Source organism: Streptomyces roseolilacinus (assembly GCF_014649335.1).
Lineage (GTDB): Bacteria > Actinomycetota > Actinomycetes > Streptomycetales > Streptomycetaceae > Streptomyces > Streptomyces roseolilacinus.
Map to the genome: position 1 here is coordinate 141,761 of NZ_BMSV01000003.1, position 14,663 is coordinate 156,423.

A 14,663-nucleotide genomic window follows, 5' to 3' on the forward strand; every position below is an offset into this window, starting at 1 on the left:
TGAACGCCGAGCAGCGCCTGGTCACCCGTGACCACATCGACTTCGGTCGGGTGTGGTCCGCGGCGTGTTGCGCCTGACGCGGCAGCGGGCCGTCTGACCGGCCCTTCCCTCCCTCGGTGACCCCGTCGCGGGCCGAGTTCCTTCCCTCGTGGCACCGTCGTACGCAGGTGCTCGGCACACGTCGAGCCCGCGTACGGACCGTCCTGCGAGACCTGACCGCGCTGCCGCCGCCCTCCCTCGCCCGAGGTCCCCGCCCCGGCGTCGTCACACCCGTTCCGACCTGTTTCCCAGCACCCTGAAGCGCCGTCACACCGTCCGCGCCGAAGGCTGCCCTGCTCCGCCGTGCCCGGCCCGTGCCGCCGCACGACGGCACGGCCCGAGGACTTGAGGAAAGGCCATCTCCCATGCCCGTGGAGTTCCTTGGCATCGCCGCCACCAACGACGGCTCCGAAACCACCCCGCGCTCCGGCGCCGCCTTCGACAAGGAGTACACGCTCCGGCTCGCCCGGGCGCACGAGGACCACGGCTGGGACCGGGTGCTGTTCGCCTACGGCTCCGGATCGCCCGACCCCGCGCCGGCCGCCGCGTACGTCGCGAGCCGGCTGGACCGTCTCCAGCTCCTCCTCGCCCACCGGCCCAACGTCTCGTACCCCACCTTCGCCGCCAAGACCTTCGCCACCCTCGACCAGATCAGCGAGGGCAGGCTGACCGTGCACTTCATCACCGGCGGCAACGATCACGAGCAGGGCCGTGAGGGCGACACGCTCACCAAGGACGAGCGCTACGCCCGCACCCGCGAGTACATCCGGATCGTCAAGAAGATCTGGACCACCCACGAGCCCTTCGACCACGAAGGCGAGCACTACCGCTTCCACGACTTCGTCAGTGACGTCTTCCCGGCGCAACGTCCCCGTCCCGACGTGTCGTTCGGGGGATCGTCGCCGGCGGCGTACGAGGCCGGGGGCGCCGAGGCCGACGTCTACTGCCTGTGGGGCGAGCCCCTGGCCAGGACCGCCGAGCAGATCGAGGCCGTGAAGGCCGCCGCGAAGGCCGCGGGCCGGACCGATGTGCCCCGCATCCAGGTGGCGTTCCGGCCGATCATCGCCCCGACCGAGGAACTGGCCTGGGAGAAGGCCCACCGCACCCTCGACGCCATCCGGGACCGGGGCGCGGCAGGACCCAAGCGGCGGCACCGCACCGGCGCCCCGGAAAACGCCGGCTCGCAGCGGCTGATCGCCATCGCCGAGGCGGGGGAGCGCTACGACCGCGCCCTGTGGACCCCGACCGCCGCCGCGACCGGAGGGTCCGGCAACTCCAACGCCCTGGTCGGCACCCCGGAGACGGTCGCCCAGGCGCTCCTCGACTACTACGACCTCGGCGTCGACATCCTCTCCGCCCGCGGCTACGACCTTCTGGGCGACGCCGTCGACTTCGGCCGGTACGTGATCCCGATCGTCCGCGAGGAGGTCGCCAAGCGCGACGCCGAGCGGGCGGCGCGCGGCACCCTCGCGGTGGTGAGGTGATGACGTACACCCCGGAACCGTCGGTGATCCACGTCCCTGTCTCCGACCCCCGCGTCCGGCCCCTGCTGCGGGAACTGGGCGACGAGTACTCCCGGCGCTACGGCAAGGACGCGCACGCCGAGTTCTCCCGCTACCCCGACGAGGAGTTCACCGCCCCGCACGGCGGCATCCTGCTCCTGCTCCTCGAACACGGCGAGCCGGTCGCGGGCGGCGCCTTCCGCCGCTACGACGCGACCACGGCCGAGCTGAAACGGATCTGGACGCACTCCGCCCACCGCCGCAAGGGCCTCGCCAGACGTGTCGTCGCCGAACTGGAACGCGAGGCGAGCGCCCGTGACTACCGGCGGATCTACCTGACCACCGGCCCACGCCAGCCCGAGGCCCGCGGCCTGTACCTGGCCACCGGCTACGCCCCGCTGTTCGACACGGAGGCCGACCCGGAGGCCATCGGCCCGCTGCCCTTCGAAAAACACCTGCCGGCAACCGCGACCCACCCAGGAAAGGCGGCACGTCTGTGAGCGCCCGTGACATCGGAACACACCTGCGCTGTCTGCGCGTCGCCGCCGCCACCGCCGCGCTGGCGCCCCTCATCGCCCTGACCGCCTGCGGTTCCGGCGACCCCTCGGGCAGCACCCCGGTGGGCGCCCAGGCATCACCGGCGCCGACCGACGACCCGATCGCCGCCGTACGCAAGGTGGAATCCGCCGCCGCCCTCCTGCCCGCCGACGTACGCGAGGCGGGCACGCTGCGGATCGGCAGCTCGATCGGATCCCCGCCCGGCGCGTACTACCCGAACGGGCAGGACAAGCCGCCCGCCGGCCAGGACATCGACATGGCCGACGCGGTGGCCAAGGTCCTCGGTGTGAAGCTGGAGCGGCAGGACGCCTCCTTCGAGACGATCCTGCCCGCCCTCGGCAGCGGCAAGTACGACGTCGGCACCGGCAACTTCGGCGTCACCGCCGAACGCCTGAAGACCGTCGACTTCGTCACCTACATCAACGACGGCCAGGGCTTCGCGGTGAGGAAGGGCAACCCCACCCTCACGACGAAGGTCACCGACCTCACCCAGCTGTGCGGGCTGACCATCGGCACCGGTGCCGGCACCACCTTCGAGGCGACCCTGACCGCGAAGAAGGGCGTGTGCGCCGAGGCCGGCAAGAAGCCGTACGACGTCAAGGTCTACTCGGAGAACGGCGCGACGCTCACCGCGCTCCAGCAGGGCCGGATCGACGTCGTCATGTCGACCATCAACGGGCTGCGCCACCAGGCGGCGCAGCCCGCCGCGCAGACCGCCTTCCTCGGCGAGTACCACCGCCTCGACGTCGGCTTCGCCTTCAAGAAGGGCTCCCCGCTCACCAGGGCGTTCCAGGCCGCCGTCAACGAGCTGATCAAGGACGGCACGTACGCCCGGATCCTCGGGAAGTGGGGCACCGCTGCCTCCGCGATCGACACGTCCCAGATCAACCCGCCCGAGCACACATGAGAGTTGAGCAGGAACACCACGATGGCTCTCACCGCCGATCCCACCGCCGCGCCACCGGGCGCGGCCTCCCCTGGCGCCGACCGCGAAACACGGCCGGCCCCGGACGACCCGGCCGCCCTCGAGGTCGTCCCCGTCCGCCACTACGCCCGCTGGGCGGCGGCCGTCGCCGTGATCGTGCTGGTGTCCCAGTTCGTGCACGGGCTGGCCACCAACCCGGTCTGGGAGTGGGGCGTCTTCCGCGCCTACTTCCTGTCCGAGACGATCGTCCAGGCGGTGTGGGTGACCCTCCAGCTCACCGCGTACGCCACCGTCCTCGGCTTTCTCCTCGGCACCGTCCTGGCGTTCATGAGGCTGTCGGGCAGCCCGGTGCTGCAGACCGTCGCCTGGTCCTACATCTGGATCTTCCGGTCCGTCCCGATGATCGTCCAGCTGGTGTTCTGGTTCAACCTGAGCGCCCTGTACGAGGAGTTGGGCGTCGGCATCCCCTTCGGGCCGGTGCTCTGGTCCGTCGACAGCAACAGCCTCATCGGCACCATCGGCGCCGCCGTCATCGGGCTGACGCTCCATCAGGCGGCCTACGCCGCCGAGATCGTGCGCGGCGGCGTGATCGCCGTCGACCACGGGCAGTCGGAGGCCGCCGCCGCCCTCGGCATCCCCCGGCTGCGACAGATCCGCCGGATCGTACTGCCGCAGGCCATGCGCGCCATCCTGCCCACGGCAGGCAACGAGGTCATCGGCCTGCTCAAGGGCACCTCGGTGGTGTACGTGATGTCCATCGGCGAGCTCTTCTACCAGGTGCAGGTGATCTACGGCCGCAACGGCCGGGTGATCCCCCTGCTCCTTGTCGCCACCGCCTGGTACGTGGTCCTCACCACCCTGCTGTCGGTCGCGCAGTACTACGTGGAACGCCACTTCGCCCGAGGCGCCGACCGCACTCCGCCGCCCACCCCGCTCCGGCGCGCCCGGCGCTTCGTACGCGACCTGCGCGAGGCGGCCGCACGGCGCGACCAGCCCGTCGTACCCCCGAAGCCCCTGGGAGAGAACCGATGAGCGACGTGACCGAGGCCGTCGAGGACGCGAAGCCGACAGCCGACGGCGTCATGGTGGACGTCCACGGCGTCCACAAGAGCTTCGGCCCGCTGGAGGTGCTGCGCGGCGTCGACCTGAAGGTCCGCGCCGGCGAGATCACCGTGATCCTCGGCCCCTCCGGCTCCGGGAAATCCACCCTGCTGCGCACCATCAACCACCTGGAGAAGGTCAACCGCGGCTGGATCAGCATCGACGGCGAGCTCATCGGCTACCGCCGCTCCGGCGGCAAGCTGTACGAGCTGAAGGAGAAGGACGTCCTCAAACAGCGCACCCACATCGGGTTCGTCTTCCAGAACTTCAACCTCTTCCCGCACCTGACCGTGCTGGACAACCTGATCGAGGCCCCCGTCTCCGCACTGCGCCGCCCGCGCGAGGAAGCGGAGGAGACCGCCCGCCGGCTCCTCGACCGCGTCGGCCTCGCCGACAAGGCCGACGCCTATCCGAGGCAGCTCTCCGGCGGCCAGCAGCAGCGCGTGGCCATCGCCCGCGCACTCGCCCTCCAGCCCAAGGTGCTGCTCTTCGACGAGCCCACCTCGGCGCTCGACCCGGAACTCGTCGGCGAGGTCCTCGACGTCATCAAGGACCTGGCCCGCACCGGCACCACCATGATCGTCGTGACCCACGAGATCGGCTTCGCCCGCGAGGTCGCCGACACCGTGGTGTTCATGGACGGCGGTGTCGTCGTGGAGCAGGGTCCGCCGGCGGCCGTCCTGGACGACCCGCGGCACGAGCGCACTCGCGCCTTCCTCTCCAAGGTCCTCTGACCACCCCTACCGACCCCTCACGCCCGCCCCCCGACCTCCCCCGGCAAGGAGCACGACCATGTCCACCTCGATACGCCGCCGTACCACCACTGCCGCCTCGCTGGGACTGACCGCAGCCCTCGTCCTCGCCGCGTGCGGCAACCCTTCCGACGGCGGCACGACCGAGGTCGCGGCCGCGTCGGGCGGCACGGTGAAGATCAACCTGAGCCCCGACCAGAACCGCGTCACCACCGGCAGGGTCGACTCCATCGCCGCCGAGGTCCCGGAGGAGATCCGCAAGCGAGGCACCCTGGAGATCGTCGACTCCTCCGGCTCGGCCGCGCCGCTGACCTTCTTCGCCACCGACAACAAGACCGTCATCGGTGTCGAGCCCGACATCGCCCATCTGGTCGCCGACGTGCTCGGCCTCAAGCCGCACATCAACACGGTCTCCTGGGAGAACATCTTCGTCGGCCTCGACAGCTCCAAGTACGACGTCGGCTTCAGCAACATCACCGTCACCGAGGAGCGCAAGGAGAAGTACGACTTCGCCACCTACCGCGAGGACAACCTGGGCTTCGAGGCGAAGAAGGGCAGCGGCCTGAAGATCACCGGGCCCGAGGACGTGGCGGGCAGGACGGTCGCCGTGGGCAGCGGCACCAACCAGGAGAAGCTGCTCGTCGAATGGAGCAAGGCGAACGAGAAGGCCGGCCGCAAGCCGGTGGACATCAAGTACTACCAGGACGACAGCGACACCTACCTCGCCCTCCAGTCCGGCCGTATCGACCTCTACCTCGGTCCCCATCCGACCGCCGCCTACCACGCGGCCACCACCGGCAAGACCGAGGTCGTCGGCACGTACTCCGGAGCCGGCTCCACCCTCCAGGGCCTCATCGCCGCCACCACCAAGAAGGACAACGGCCTGGCCGAGCCGCTCGCCGACGCGCTCGACCACGTCATCGGGAACGGCACGTACGCCAAGGTGCTGCAGCGCTGGGGCCTGTCCGACGAGGCCGTGACCACGTCCACGATCAACCCGCCCGGTCTGCCCCAGACCGGCAAGTAGCCGTCACGGGAAGCGGGGCCGCGCACACCGCGGTCCGTCGCGTACGCGGCCCGGCCCCGCACCGTCCCACGCACATCCCCGTACTCGCTCCCGAAAGGTCCGCCATGGCCACCGTCCTCTCCGTCTCCGGAAGCCCCTCCGCCACCTCTCGTACCGCCCGGCTGCTGCGCCATCTGGACCGGCGGCTCACGGCCCGGGGACACGAGGTGATCCCGCTGGACGTCCGTACCATCCCCGCCGAGGCCCTCCTCGGCGCCGATTTCCGGCACCCGGCGATCGTCGAGGCGACCGAGCTGTTCGCCCGCGCCGATGGAGTCGTGATCGGCACGCCCGTCTACAAGGCGGCCTACTCGGGGCTGTTGAAGTCCCTGCTCGACCTGCTGCCGCAGTACGGCCTCGTCGGCAAGACGGTCCTTCCGCTGGCGACCGGTGGGACCACCGCGCACGTCCTGGCGATCGACTACGCCCTGCGCCCCGTGCTCAGCTCCATGGGCGCCGCGCACATCGTCCAGGGCTGGTTCACCCTCGACAAGGACATCCAGGTGGGCGACGACGGCGCCCTGACCGTCGCGCCGGGCGCCGCCGAGGCCCTCGCCCAGGTCGTCGACCAGTTCTCCGACGCCCTCGGCAGTCGTACGGCCCCGCCGGCTGCCGTCGGCCGAGCAGCCTGACCGTGAGCCGGAGCGGCGGCTCGATCCGCTCGGCGACCACCGGTCGCCGGAGGTCACCGGCCATGACCGGACCGTCGTGGTGGTGTGCGACGAGGGGTACGCGTCCGGCCTCGCAGCGGTGCCGCTGCGGCAGTCGGGGCCGTACCGGGCGACGGACCCGGACGGCGAGTCCCCGGCACGGCGGCGAGCCGGCCTGCCCGTGAGGCCGCCCACCCCGCCTTCGGCCGGCACCTCAGCCTCGACGGCATCGCCGGTGGGCACCACGCCCACTGCAGAGGACTGAAGGCCGCGGGGGCGGCCGTGCCGATCCTGGACTGGGCGGCTCACATCGCGGGCGGGACGGCCGCCCGGCCACGCCAAGGGCACCCGGACGGTTTCATGGAACCGAAACACGCCCTCCACCTTCGCCCGTCCGGCTCCTCCTAGGCTGCGAGGACAGGGGGACCTGCCGCGCCGGAGCGTGCGGCAGGCCCGGCCCGAGCAGGACGAGCAACCGGAAGAGCGGAGGTGACGGTGCCGTCCCCCGTCTTCCCCGCTTCCCGTGTGCTCGCCCCGGCTGCCGCGGTTCTCCTCGCGCACGGCTGCGTCCGCCCGCACTCCCGCCCCCACATCGATCTGCGACGGGTGGCCGGCGCCCTCTGTCGTTCCTGACCTGTTCCCCGCCTGTCGTCCCTGACCTGCTCCCCGCCGTCGAGCCCTCCGCACGAGGGCCGATGACCCCGTACGGTCGACCAGGAAGGCCCCCTTCTCGTGTCCGCACCTCCCTCTCTTCACCTTGCCGTGGCACTGGACGGCGCCGGCTGGCACCCGGCGGCGTGGCGCGAGCCGGACGCTCGGCCCCACGACCTGTTCACCGCCGGCTACTGGGCCGACCTCGTGACCGAGGCCGAACGCGGCCTGCTCGACTTCGTGACGTTCGAGGACGGGCTCGGACTCCAGTCCTCGCACCCCACGGAGACGGACGAGCGCACCGACCAGGTCCGGGGCCGACTGGACGCCGTGCTCGTCGCCGCCCGGGTCGCACCGCTGACCCGGCACATCGGGCTCGTGCCGACCGTGGTCGCGACCCACACCGAGCCGTTCCACGTCTCCAAGGCGATCGCCACGCTGGACCACGTCAGCGGCGGCCGCGCGGGCCTGCGCGTCCAGGTGACGGCGCGGCGGGACGAGGCGGCGCACTTCGGCCGCCGTACCTTCCCGCCCCTCCGCATCGAGGACCGGGACACCCCGGCCGGCCGGGACCTGATCGCCGAACTCCTCGAGGAGGCCGCCGACCACATCGAGGTGGTGCGCCGCCTGTGGGACAGCTGGGAGGACGACGCGGAGATCCGTGACGTCGCCACCGGACGCTTCATCGACCGCGACAAGCTGCACTACATCGACTTCGAGGGCAAGCACTTCAGCGTCAAGGGCCCCTCGATCACCCCCCGGCCCCCGCAAGGCCAACCCCTCGTCAGCGCGCTCGCGCACGACAGCGTGGCGTACCGGCTGGTGGGCCGCTCCGCCGACATCGGGTACGTCACCCCGCACGACACCGACCAGGCTCGCGTCATCGTCGCCGAGATCCGTGCCGCACAGGACGCCGCAGGGCGGGCGGGGGAACGACTGCACGTCTTCGGTGACTTGGTCGTCTTCCTGGACGACGACCCCGAGGCGGCGGAGTACCACAAGGCCCGCCTGGACGACCTCGCGGGCCCCGCCTACACCAGCGACGCCCGGGTGTTCACGGGCACGCCCGGCCGGCTGGCCGATCTGCTAGTGGAGTTGCGTCAGGCCGGCCTCAGCGGCTTCCGGCTCCGCCCCGGAGTGATCGGCCACGACCTGGAGCAGATCACACGGGGCCTGGTGCCCGAACTCCAACGCCGGGGCGCTTTCCGGCACGCCTACGAGGCAGACACCCTCCGGGGGCTGCTCGGACTCGCCCGTCCCGCGAACCGCTACGCCACCGCCGTCCGAGCGGCAGGAGCCGTACTGCCATGACGAACCCGACCACCGGCAAGCCCCTGAAGCAGATCCATCTTGCGGCCCACTTCCCCGGCGTCAACAACACCACCGTGTGGAGCGACCCCCGGGCCGGCAGCCACATCGACTTCAGCTCGTTCGCGCACTTCGCGCGCACCGCCGAACGCGCCAAGTTCGACTTCCTGTTCCTCGCCGAGGGACTGCGACTGCGCGAACAGGGCGGCCGGATATACGACCTCGACGTGGTGGGGCGGCCCGACACCTTCACGGTCCTGTCCGCGCTCGCCGCCGTCACCGAACGTCTCGGCCTGACCGGCACCATCAACTCCACCTTCAACGAGCCCTACGAGGTGGCCCGCCAGTTCGCCAGCCTGGACCACCTGTCCGGCGGACGCGCCGCCTGGAACGTCGTCACCTCCTGGGACGCCTTCACCGGCGAGAACTTCCGGCGCGGCGGCTTCCTGCCGGAGAGCCGGCGCTACTCCCGGGCCAGGGAGTTCCTGTCCACCGCAACCGAGCTGTTCGACTCCTGGCACGGCGACGAGATCGTCGCCGACCGGGAATCCGGCCTCTTCCTCAACGACGCGCAAGCCGGCGCCTTCGTCCACCAGGGGCAGCACTTCGACATCACCGGCCGGTTCAACGTCCCGCGCAGCCCGCAGGGCCGCCCGGTGATCTTCCAGGCGGGCGACTCCGAAGAGGGCCGCGAGTTCGCCGCCGCCGAGGCCGACGCCATCTTCAGCCGGCACAGCGCGCTGGAGGCCGGCCGGGCCTTCTACACCGACGTGAAGGGACGTCTGGCCCACCACGGCCGAAGCCACGACCAGCTCCTGATCCTGCCCGCGGCGACCTTCGTACTCGGCGACACCGACGCCGAGGCACAGGAGCTGGCCCGTGAGGTACGACGCCGGCAGGTCAGCGGCCAGACCGCGATCGCGTACCTCGAACACGTCTGGAACCGGGACCTCTCCGCGTACGACCCGGACGGCCCGCTCCCGGACATCGACCCGGACCCCGGCGAGCACACCATCGCGCGCGGCCGCGCCAGTGTCCGGATGTTCCGCGACCCGCTCGCCGTCGCCAGGCAGTGGCGCGAGCGCGCGGCCGCGGAGAACCTGTCGATCCGCGAACTGGTCATCGAGACCACCGGCCGCCAGTCGTTCGTCGGTTCCCCGGCCACCGTCGCCGACACCATCGACCACTTCGTCCAGACGGACGCCGCCGACGGCTTCATCCTGGTTCCGCACCTCACCCCCGGCGGCCTCGACGCGTTCGCCGACACCGTCGTCCCGCTGCTCCAGGAACGCGGAGTGTTCCGCCACGACTACGCGGGCACCACGCTCCGCGACCACCTCGGCCTGGCCCACCCCGACGCCCGCGCGTCACGCCCGAGGACCAGTGGGACCGCAACGCCGAGGGCTACGAGCTGTTCCGCCGCGTCCGGAGGCAGGGCGAGGTGAGCGCCTCCCCCAGGGCCTGGAGCCGGTGTTCACCACCCTGGAGGACTTCGTCGAACGCAGCTCGGCGCTGATCGGCAGCCCGCAGCAGACCATCGACAAGGTGCACCGCTACCACGAGCGGTTCGGACACGGCGTGCTCCACCTGCAGGCCGACGCGAGCGGTCTCACCCACGCCCGGCACCGGGCTTCGCTCGAACTCTTCCAGTCCGAGGTCGCGCCGGTACTGCGACGTGACATCCCCGACCCGCCCTTCCCCTGGGTTCCGGTCACCGCGGCACCCGAGCCCGAACTCGTATCCGTACCGGCGCCCGCGCCCACCGACCGCTGAGGAGCAGCACCCGACCATGTCCGGTATCCCGCTCGGAGTCCTCGACCTCGTTCCGATCCCGTCCGGCTCCAGCGCCGCCCAGGCGCTGCGCAACACCATCGACCTGGCCCGGCAGACCGAGCGGTTCGGCTACGCCCGCTACTGGTTCGCCGAGCACCACCTCAACCCGGGCGTGGCCGGAGCCTCTCCCGCCGTCGTGCTGGCCCTGACCGCCTCCGCCACTTCCACCATCAGGATCGGCTCCGGCGCCGTACAGCTCGGGCACCGCACCGCCCTGTCCACCGTCGAGGAGTTCGGACTGCTGGACGCCCTGCACCCCGGGAGGCTCGACCTGGGTCTCGGCCGGTCCGGCGGACGACCCTCCGGGCAGACGGCGGACCCCCGGCCGACCACGGCCCCCGTCGTCGACGGGCACGCCCCCAACGGCCTGAAGATCCCGCCCCGGTTCTCCTTCGAGCACCTGCTCGGCTCCCCCCGCTTCCGGCTCCAGCAGCAGCTCCTCCACCAGCCCGGCGCCCGCCCTCAGGACTACGGCGAGCAGGTCGACGACATCCTCGCGCTCCTGCGCGGCGACTACCGTGCCGCGGACGGGACCGAGGCGCACGCCGTCCCCGGCGAGGGCGCGGACGTGGAGGTCTGGATCCTCGGCAGCAGCGGCGGACAGAGCGCCGACGTCGCCGGCCGCAACGGCCTGCGCTTCACCGCCAACTACCACGTCAGCCCGGCCACCGTACTGGAGGCGGCCGAGGCCTACCGGGCCGCGTTCCAGCCCTCCGACCACCTCGACAAGCCCTACGTCAGCGTCTCCGCCGACGTCGTGGTCGCCGAGGACGACGAGACCGCACGCGAACTCGCCGCCGGCTACGGCCCGTGGGTCCGCAGCATCCGCACCGCCGAGGGCGCCATCCCCTTCCCGACCCCGGACGAGGCCCGCGCCCACGCCTGGACCGAAGCCGACCGGGCCCTGGTCGCCGACCGCGTCGACACCCAGTTCGTCGGCTCACCCGGACGGGTCGCGGACCAGCTCGAACAACTGCAGGAGGCCACCGGCGCCGACGAACTGATCATCACCACCATCACCCACGACCACTCCGACCGGGCCCGCTCCTACCGACTCCTGGCAGAGGAGTGGCAACGGCGATGAGCCGATCGCGGTCCGGTCCCTGATGCCGCGCGGCGGGAGCCAGACCTTCTCAGCGGTCACGCGGGGGTGCTCCGTGGTGAGCAGGGTGATGTCCTCGACGTCGGACGTCAGGACGGTGACGCGACCTTGCTGGGCGAGGGCCGTGGCGCAGAGCATCGCGTCGATGGCGTACGCGTGACCGTGCAGCCCGGCCGCCCGCAGCAGGGTGGCGGCGGTCAGGGAGACGGACGGCCGGGGCCGCGCGGACCGGTCTCATGGACGCGGGGCGGGGAACCCGGTAGCGGCGCACCGTTCCGCCTCCCCGGCGGCGGTGTGGGTCGCCATTTCGGCCTCACGCTTCTTGAAGCCGAGAGCAAGGCCGTACGGGCCACAGGGCGTGGCGAGGCGGTCCGGAGCCGAGCGGCTGGTATCACCTCGCCGGCTTGATACCAGGCCGGTATCATGGCTGCATGGCGATGACACTCCGACTCCCCGACGACCTTGACGCGAAGCTCACCGAGCGTGCTCGCCGGGAGGGTCGTAGCAAGCAGGAACTCGCCATCGAGGCCATTCGCGACGCCCAGGAGCGGGCTGAGCTGAAGGTCGAGGACGTTCTCGCGGAACTCATGGACAGTGATGCGGAGATCTTGGACTACCTGAAGTGACCAGCAGCGTGCGCTACGTCCAGATCGACGAGATCCTGGCCATCGCCCGCGCGGTCAACGGCACCGAGCACAGCGTGCGTGACATGGGCCTTCTGGTGTCGGCGATCGAGCGACCCCGGACGAACGTGTTCGGAGCCGAGTCGTATCCCACGCTGCACGAGAAGGCGGCGGCTCTGCTGCACTCCGTCGCCCGCAATCACGCGCTGATCGACGGCAACGAGCGCACCGCCTGGCTGGCCATGCGCGTCTTCCTGCGGTTCAACGGCGTCAGCGCCAGTACCGCCCCGCCACCCGTCTCCGTTGCCGGCCCGTTCGTCGAGGAAGTCGCGCAGGACACCGTCGACGTACCTGCCATCGCCAAGCACCTCTCGTCCTGGTTCCCCCTTTCCTGACGTTCGACGTCGTGCGGTGGGGGACGGAGGCCGTGGCCTGCTCCTCGTCGACGCCCTCGTCACTGACTGGGGCGTACGCACCGCCTCCGGCCTGACGCGACGGTCTGGGCGGAGAGTGCCCCGTTTCCTCGTACACGGTCTGGGTCTCGATGTCGAGCCGGACCTCGTGGGCGGGCGTCCGGCCGAGCGGACTGCATCGACGAACACGCGGTACGCGGCCTGCGGTTCGGTGAGGCCCTTCCCGCACGCCTGGCCGGCGCGTCGCCCGTGCCGCGAGATGGGTGCGGGGAGCCACCGCGCGGTGGCCCACATGTCGAGAGCCCCGCGAGGGGTGGGACAGGTCGCACCGAAAGGTGGTGGCGCCGTCCCGGGCCGTCCGCTGAAGCCGGCGACGGGCGGTGTGCTCGCTCGTCCCGGTCGCCGCTCGCGGTCGAGGGGGCCGAGACGTCCGTCAGCGCGAGGCCGGCGGATTCGAGGGGCCGCGCCGTGGCACCCCCGTACCTCGACGTAGGCGACGGTCGTGGATTCCGCCGCGTCCGCGTCGTACGCGGTGCCCGGGTCGGGCCGTTCGCGCGCAGTCGCTCCCGTGGGGGCCGTCGCCGTCACTTCCACGCTCGTACGAAAGTTTCGGAAGTTAAGCGCATGCTTGCGTTACGTCCTTTCCTCGACCCGTTCCACCCCTTGCAACGGCTCGCGTGAAAGGTGGCTCGACCAGCGAAGATATGCTCGCCAAGACTCCTTCCGGAGAGGGAAACATTTCCGAAAGGCTGTCGAAACTATTGACAGGGTCATGGCGCTTTTCGAAAACTGTGGCCACCGGACGACAGGAGAGCGTCGTTCCCCTCGCGTCATGTGACCGGGGATGGCGGTCGGTCGTTGCGGCACCGCGACGGGCGAACCCCGCCGTGTTCCCTGCAGGACCGCGGGCAGGAGAAGTCGCCCGCCCCCCACCAGCCTTCATCGGGAGGACGCATGCAGCAGGATCGGATTCAGCAGAGCCCCACTCCCCCCAGCGGCTTGAGCCGACGAGGCTTCCTCGGCGGCGCCGGCACCGTCGCGCTCGCCACCGCGTCCGGACTGCTGCTGCCCGGCACCGCCCACGCCGCCACCACCATCACCACCAACCAGACCGGCTACGACGGCATGTACTACTCGTTCTGGACCGACGGCGGCGGCTCCGTCTCCATGACGCTCAACGGCGGCGGCAGCTACAGCACCCGGTGGACCAACTGCGGCAACTTCGTCGCCGGCAAGGGCTGGAGCACCGGCGGGCGCAGGACGGTCCGCTACACCGGCTACTTCAACCCGTCGGGCAACGGCTACGGCTGCCTCTACGGCTGGACGTCGAACCCGCTGGTGGAGTACTACATCGTCGACAACTGGGGCAGCTACCGGCCCACCGGCCAGTACAGGGGCACCGTCCACAGCGACGGCGGCACGTACGACATCTACAAGACGACGCGGTACAACGCCCCCTCCGTCGAGGGCACCCGCACCTTCGACCAGTACTGGAGCGTCCGGCAGTCGAAGGTGACCAGCGGCTCCGGCACCATCACCACCGGCAACCACTTCGACGCCTGGGCGCGCGCGGGCATGAACATGGGCCAGTTCAGGTACTACATGATCATGGCCACCGAGGGTTACCAGAGCAGCGGAAGCTCGAACATCACAGTCAGCGGCTGACCTCCGTCCGGCGAACAACCGGCTGCGGGCTCCGTCCTCGTGGCGGGTCCCGCAGCCGTGACGAACTCCCCACCGCGGTGGGGGCACCCCTGATCCGCGACGCCCACACCACCACCGGACACGTCGACACCGCTTACCGGCTGCTGCTGGAAGGCTCCTGCCCTCATGGCTTCACCGGGTCGTCACGGGCGCCACCGTCCGGGGCGGAACCGGCCGGAGCCAAACAGTTGGTCCTCGGCCATCTGGTCCCCGCGACGAATCCGGCGCGCCGGTGGAAGGCCGCGCCGAGAAGAACCCCGCAACGCGGCACCGTCCGAACGTAGGTCGCCACCACCTGCCCCTGGGCGCCGGCGCCACCCGAGTGTCGCCGTCATGGCCCCGTAGGCGCCCGCGACTGCTGCTGGACACACCGCTGAGCCGCACTGCGCGCAAGTTCTTGCACCTTCGATGACGAGCTGACCGGCTGTTACCGTCC

At 71.1% G+C, this 14,663-nt stretch carries 14 protein-coding genes and 3 pseudogenes; 16 read left to right on the forward strand and 1 reads right to left on the reverse strand.

Going from position 1 to position 14,663, the window contains the following annotated elements; all coding sequences use genetic code 11:
• Positions 1-404: 404 nt before the first annotated feature.
• From IE106_RS08125 to IE106_RS08175, 13 genes and pseudogenes are all read left to right on the forward strand, one after another.
• On the forward strand, positions 405-1,523 hold the full coding sequence (locus tag IE106_RS08125; RefSeq protein ID WP_189531430.1) for an LLM class flavin-dependent oxidoreductase: 1,119 nt from the start codon (positions 405-407) through the stop codon (positions 1,521-1,523).
• Positions 1,523-2,041: a GNAT family N-acetyltransferase gene (locus IE106_RS08130; RefSeq protein ID WP_189531432.1), complete on the forward strand. Its 519-nt coding sequence runs from the start codon at positions 1,523-1,525 to the stop codon at positions 2,039-2,041. Before IE106_RS08125 ends, IE106_RS08130 begins: the two co-directional genes overlap by 1 nt.
• On the forward strand, positions 2,038-3,006 hold the full coding sequence (locus IE106_RS08135) for an ABC transporter substrate-binding protein (RefSeq protein ID WP_373295920.1): 969 nt from the start codon (positions 2,038-2,040) through the stop codon (positions 3,004-3,006). Before IE106_RS08130 ends, IE106_RS08135 begins: the two co-directional genes overlap by 4 nt.
• Before the next feature lie 21 nt (positions 3,007-3,027).
• On the forward strand, positions 3,028-4,056 hold the full coding sequence (locus IE106_RS08140; protein ID WP_189532200.1) for an amino acid ABC transporter permease: 1,029 nt from the start codon (positions 3,028-3,030) through the stop codon (positions 4,054-4,056).
• Positions 4,053-4,859, forward strand: coding sequence for an amino acid ABC transporter ATP-binding protein (locus tag IE106_RS08145; protein WP_308427865.1), 807 nt, complete (start codon positions 4,053-4,055; stop codon positions 4,857-4,859). Before IE106_RS08140 ends, IE106_RS08145 begins: the two co-directional genes overlap by 4 nt.
• Positions 4,860-4,917: 58 nt before the next feature.
• Positions 4,918-5,904, forward strand: coding sequence for an ABC transporter substrate-binding protein (locus IE106_RS08150; protein WP_189531433.1), 987 nt, complete (start codon positions 4,918-4,920; stop codon positions 5,902-5,904).
• A gap of 104 nt (positions 5,905-6,008) precedes the next feature.
• A complete protein-coding gene (gene ssuE, locus IE106_RS08155) occupies positions 6,009-6,575 on the forward strand; it encodes an NADPH-dependent FMN reductase (RefSeq protein ID WP_189531435.1) in 567 nt (188 codons plus the stop codon).
• A 198-nt stretch (positions 6,576-6,773) separates the two neighbouring features.
• Positions 6,774-7,001 (forward strand): annotated as a pseudogene (locus IE106_RS30220) (glutathione S-transferase family protein); the annotation flags it as partial.
• Positions 7,002-7,118: 117 nt separating this feature from the next.
• Complete coding sequence (locus IE106_RS30945; RefSeq protein ID WP_373295928.1) at positions 7,119-7,226, forward strand: putative leader peptide; 108 nt, start codon at positions 7,119-7,121, stop codon at positions 7,224-7,226.
• Between the two features lie 129 nt (positions 7,227-7,355).
• On the forward strand, positions 7,356-8,555 hold the full coding sequence (locus IE106_RS08160; RefSeq protein ID WP_229840173.1) for an LLM class flavin-dependent oxidoreductase: 1,200 nt from the start codon (positions 7,356-7,358) through the stop codon (positions 8,553-8,555).
• Positions 8,552-9,997 carry an NtaA/DmoA family FMN-dependent monooxygenase gene (locus tag IE106_RS08165; protein WP_189531440.1) on the forward strand — a complete coding sequence of 482 codons (1,446 nt, stop codon included), beginning with the start codon at positions 8,552-8,554 and terminating at the stop codon, positions 9,995-9,997. Before IE106_RS08160 ends, IE106_RS08165 begins: the two co-directional genes overlap by 4 nt.
• Before the next feature lie 13 nt (positions 9,998-10,010).
• Positions 10,011-10,325, forward strand: a pseudogene (locus IE106_RS08170) (LLM class flavin-dependent oxidoreductase); the annotation flags it as partial.
• A gap of 16 nt (positions 10,326-10,341) precedes the next feature.
• Positions 10,342-11,469: an LLM class flavin-dependent oxidoreductase gene (locus tag IE106_RS08175; RefSeq protein ID WP_189531442.1), complete on the forward strand. Its 1,128-nt coding sequence runs from the start codon at positions 10,342-10,344 to the stop codon at positions 11,467-11,469.
• Positions 11,470-11,511: 42 nt separating this feature from the next.
• Here the strand turns inward: IE106_RS08175 and IE106_RS30225 are convergent.
• Positions 11,512-11,685 (reverse strand): annotated as a pseudogene (locus IE106_RS30225) (DNA-binding protein); the annotation flags it as partial.
• Positions 11,686-11,918: 233 nt separating this feature from the next.
• Here IE106_RS30225 and IE106_RS08180 point away from each other — a divergent pair.
• From IE106_RS08180 to xynA, 3 genes are all read left to right on the forward strand, one after another.
• Entirely contained in the window at positions 11,919-12,113 is a 195-nt protein-coding gene (locus IE106_RS08180) for a ribbon-helix-helix protein, CopG family (RefSeq protein WP_189531445.1), read from the forward strand.
• A complete protein-coding gene (locus IE106_RS08185; RefSeq protein ID WP_189531447.1) occupies positions 12,110-12,505 on the forward strand; it encodes a type II toxin-antitoxin system death-on-curing family toxin in 396 nt (131 codons plus the stop codon). Before IE106_RS08180 ends, IE106_RS08185 begins: the two co-directional genes overlap by 4 nt.
• A gap of 972 nt (positions 12,506-13,477) precedes the next feature.
• Positions 13,478-14,188, forward strand: coding sequence for an endo-1,4-beta-xylanase XynA (gene xynA, locus IE106_RS08190; protein ID WP_189531465.1), 711 nt, complete (start codon positions 13,478-13,480; stop codon positions 14,186-14,188).
• Positions 14,189-14,663 lie beyond the last annotated feature (475 nt).

What these genes read in the sequence shown, in the direction of transcription:
- IE106_RS08125 (WP_189531430.1), top strand. Translation starts at nt 405, where the DNA reads ATGCCCGTGGAGTTCCTTGGCATCGCCGCCACCAACGACGGCTCCGAA.
- IE106_RS08130 (WP_189531432.1), top strand. Translation starts at nt 1,523, where the DNA reads ATGACGTACACCCCGGAACCGTCGGTGATCCACGTCCCTGTCTCCGAC.
- IE106_RS08140 (WP_189532200.1), top strand. Translation starts at nt 3,028, where the DNA reads ATGGCTCTCACCGCCGATCCCACCGCCGCGCCACCGGGCGCGGCCTCC.
- IE106_RS08145 (WP_308427865.1), top strand. Translation starts at nt 4,053, where the DNA reads ATGAGCGACGTGACCGAGGCCGTCGAGGACGCGAAGCCGACAGCCGAC.
- IE106_RS08150 (WP_189531433.1), top strand. Translation starts at nt 4,918, where the DNA reads ATGTCCACCTCGATACGCCGCCGTACCACCACTGCCGCCTCGCTGGGA.
- ssuE (WP_189531435.1), top strand. Translation starts at nt 6,009, where the DNA reads ATGGCCACCGTCCTCTCCGTCTCCGGAAGCCCCTCCGCCACCTCTCGT.
- IE106_RS08165 (WP_189531440.1), top strand. Translation starts at nt 8,552, where the DNA reads ATGACGAACCCGACCACCGGCAAGCCCCTGAAGCAGATCCATCTTGCG.
- IE106_RS08175 (WP_189531442.1), top strand. Translation starts at nt 10,342, where the DNA reads ATGTCCGGTATCCCGCTCGGAGTCCTCGACCTCGTTCCGATCCCGTCC.
- IE106_RS08180 (WP_189531445.1), top strand. Translation starts at nt 11,919, where the DNA reads ATGGCGATGACACTCCGACTCCCCGACGACCTTGACGCGAAGCTCACC.
- xynA (WP_189531465.1), top strand. Translation starts at nt 13,478, where the DNA reads ATGCAGCAGGATCGGATTCAGCAGAGCCCCACTCCCCCCAGCGGCTTG.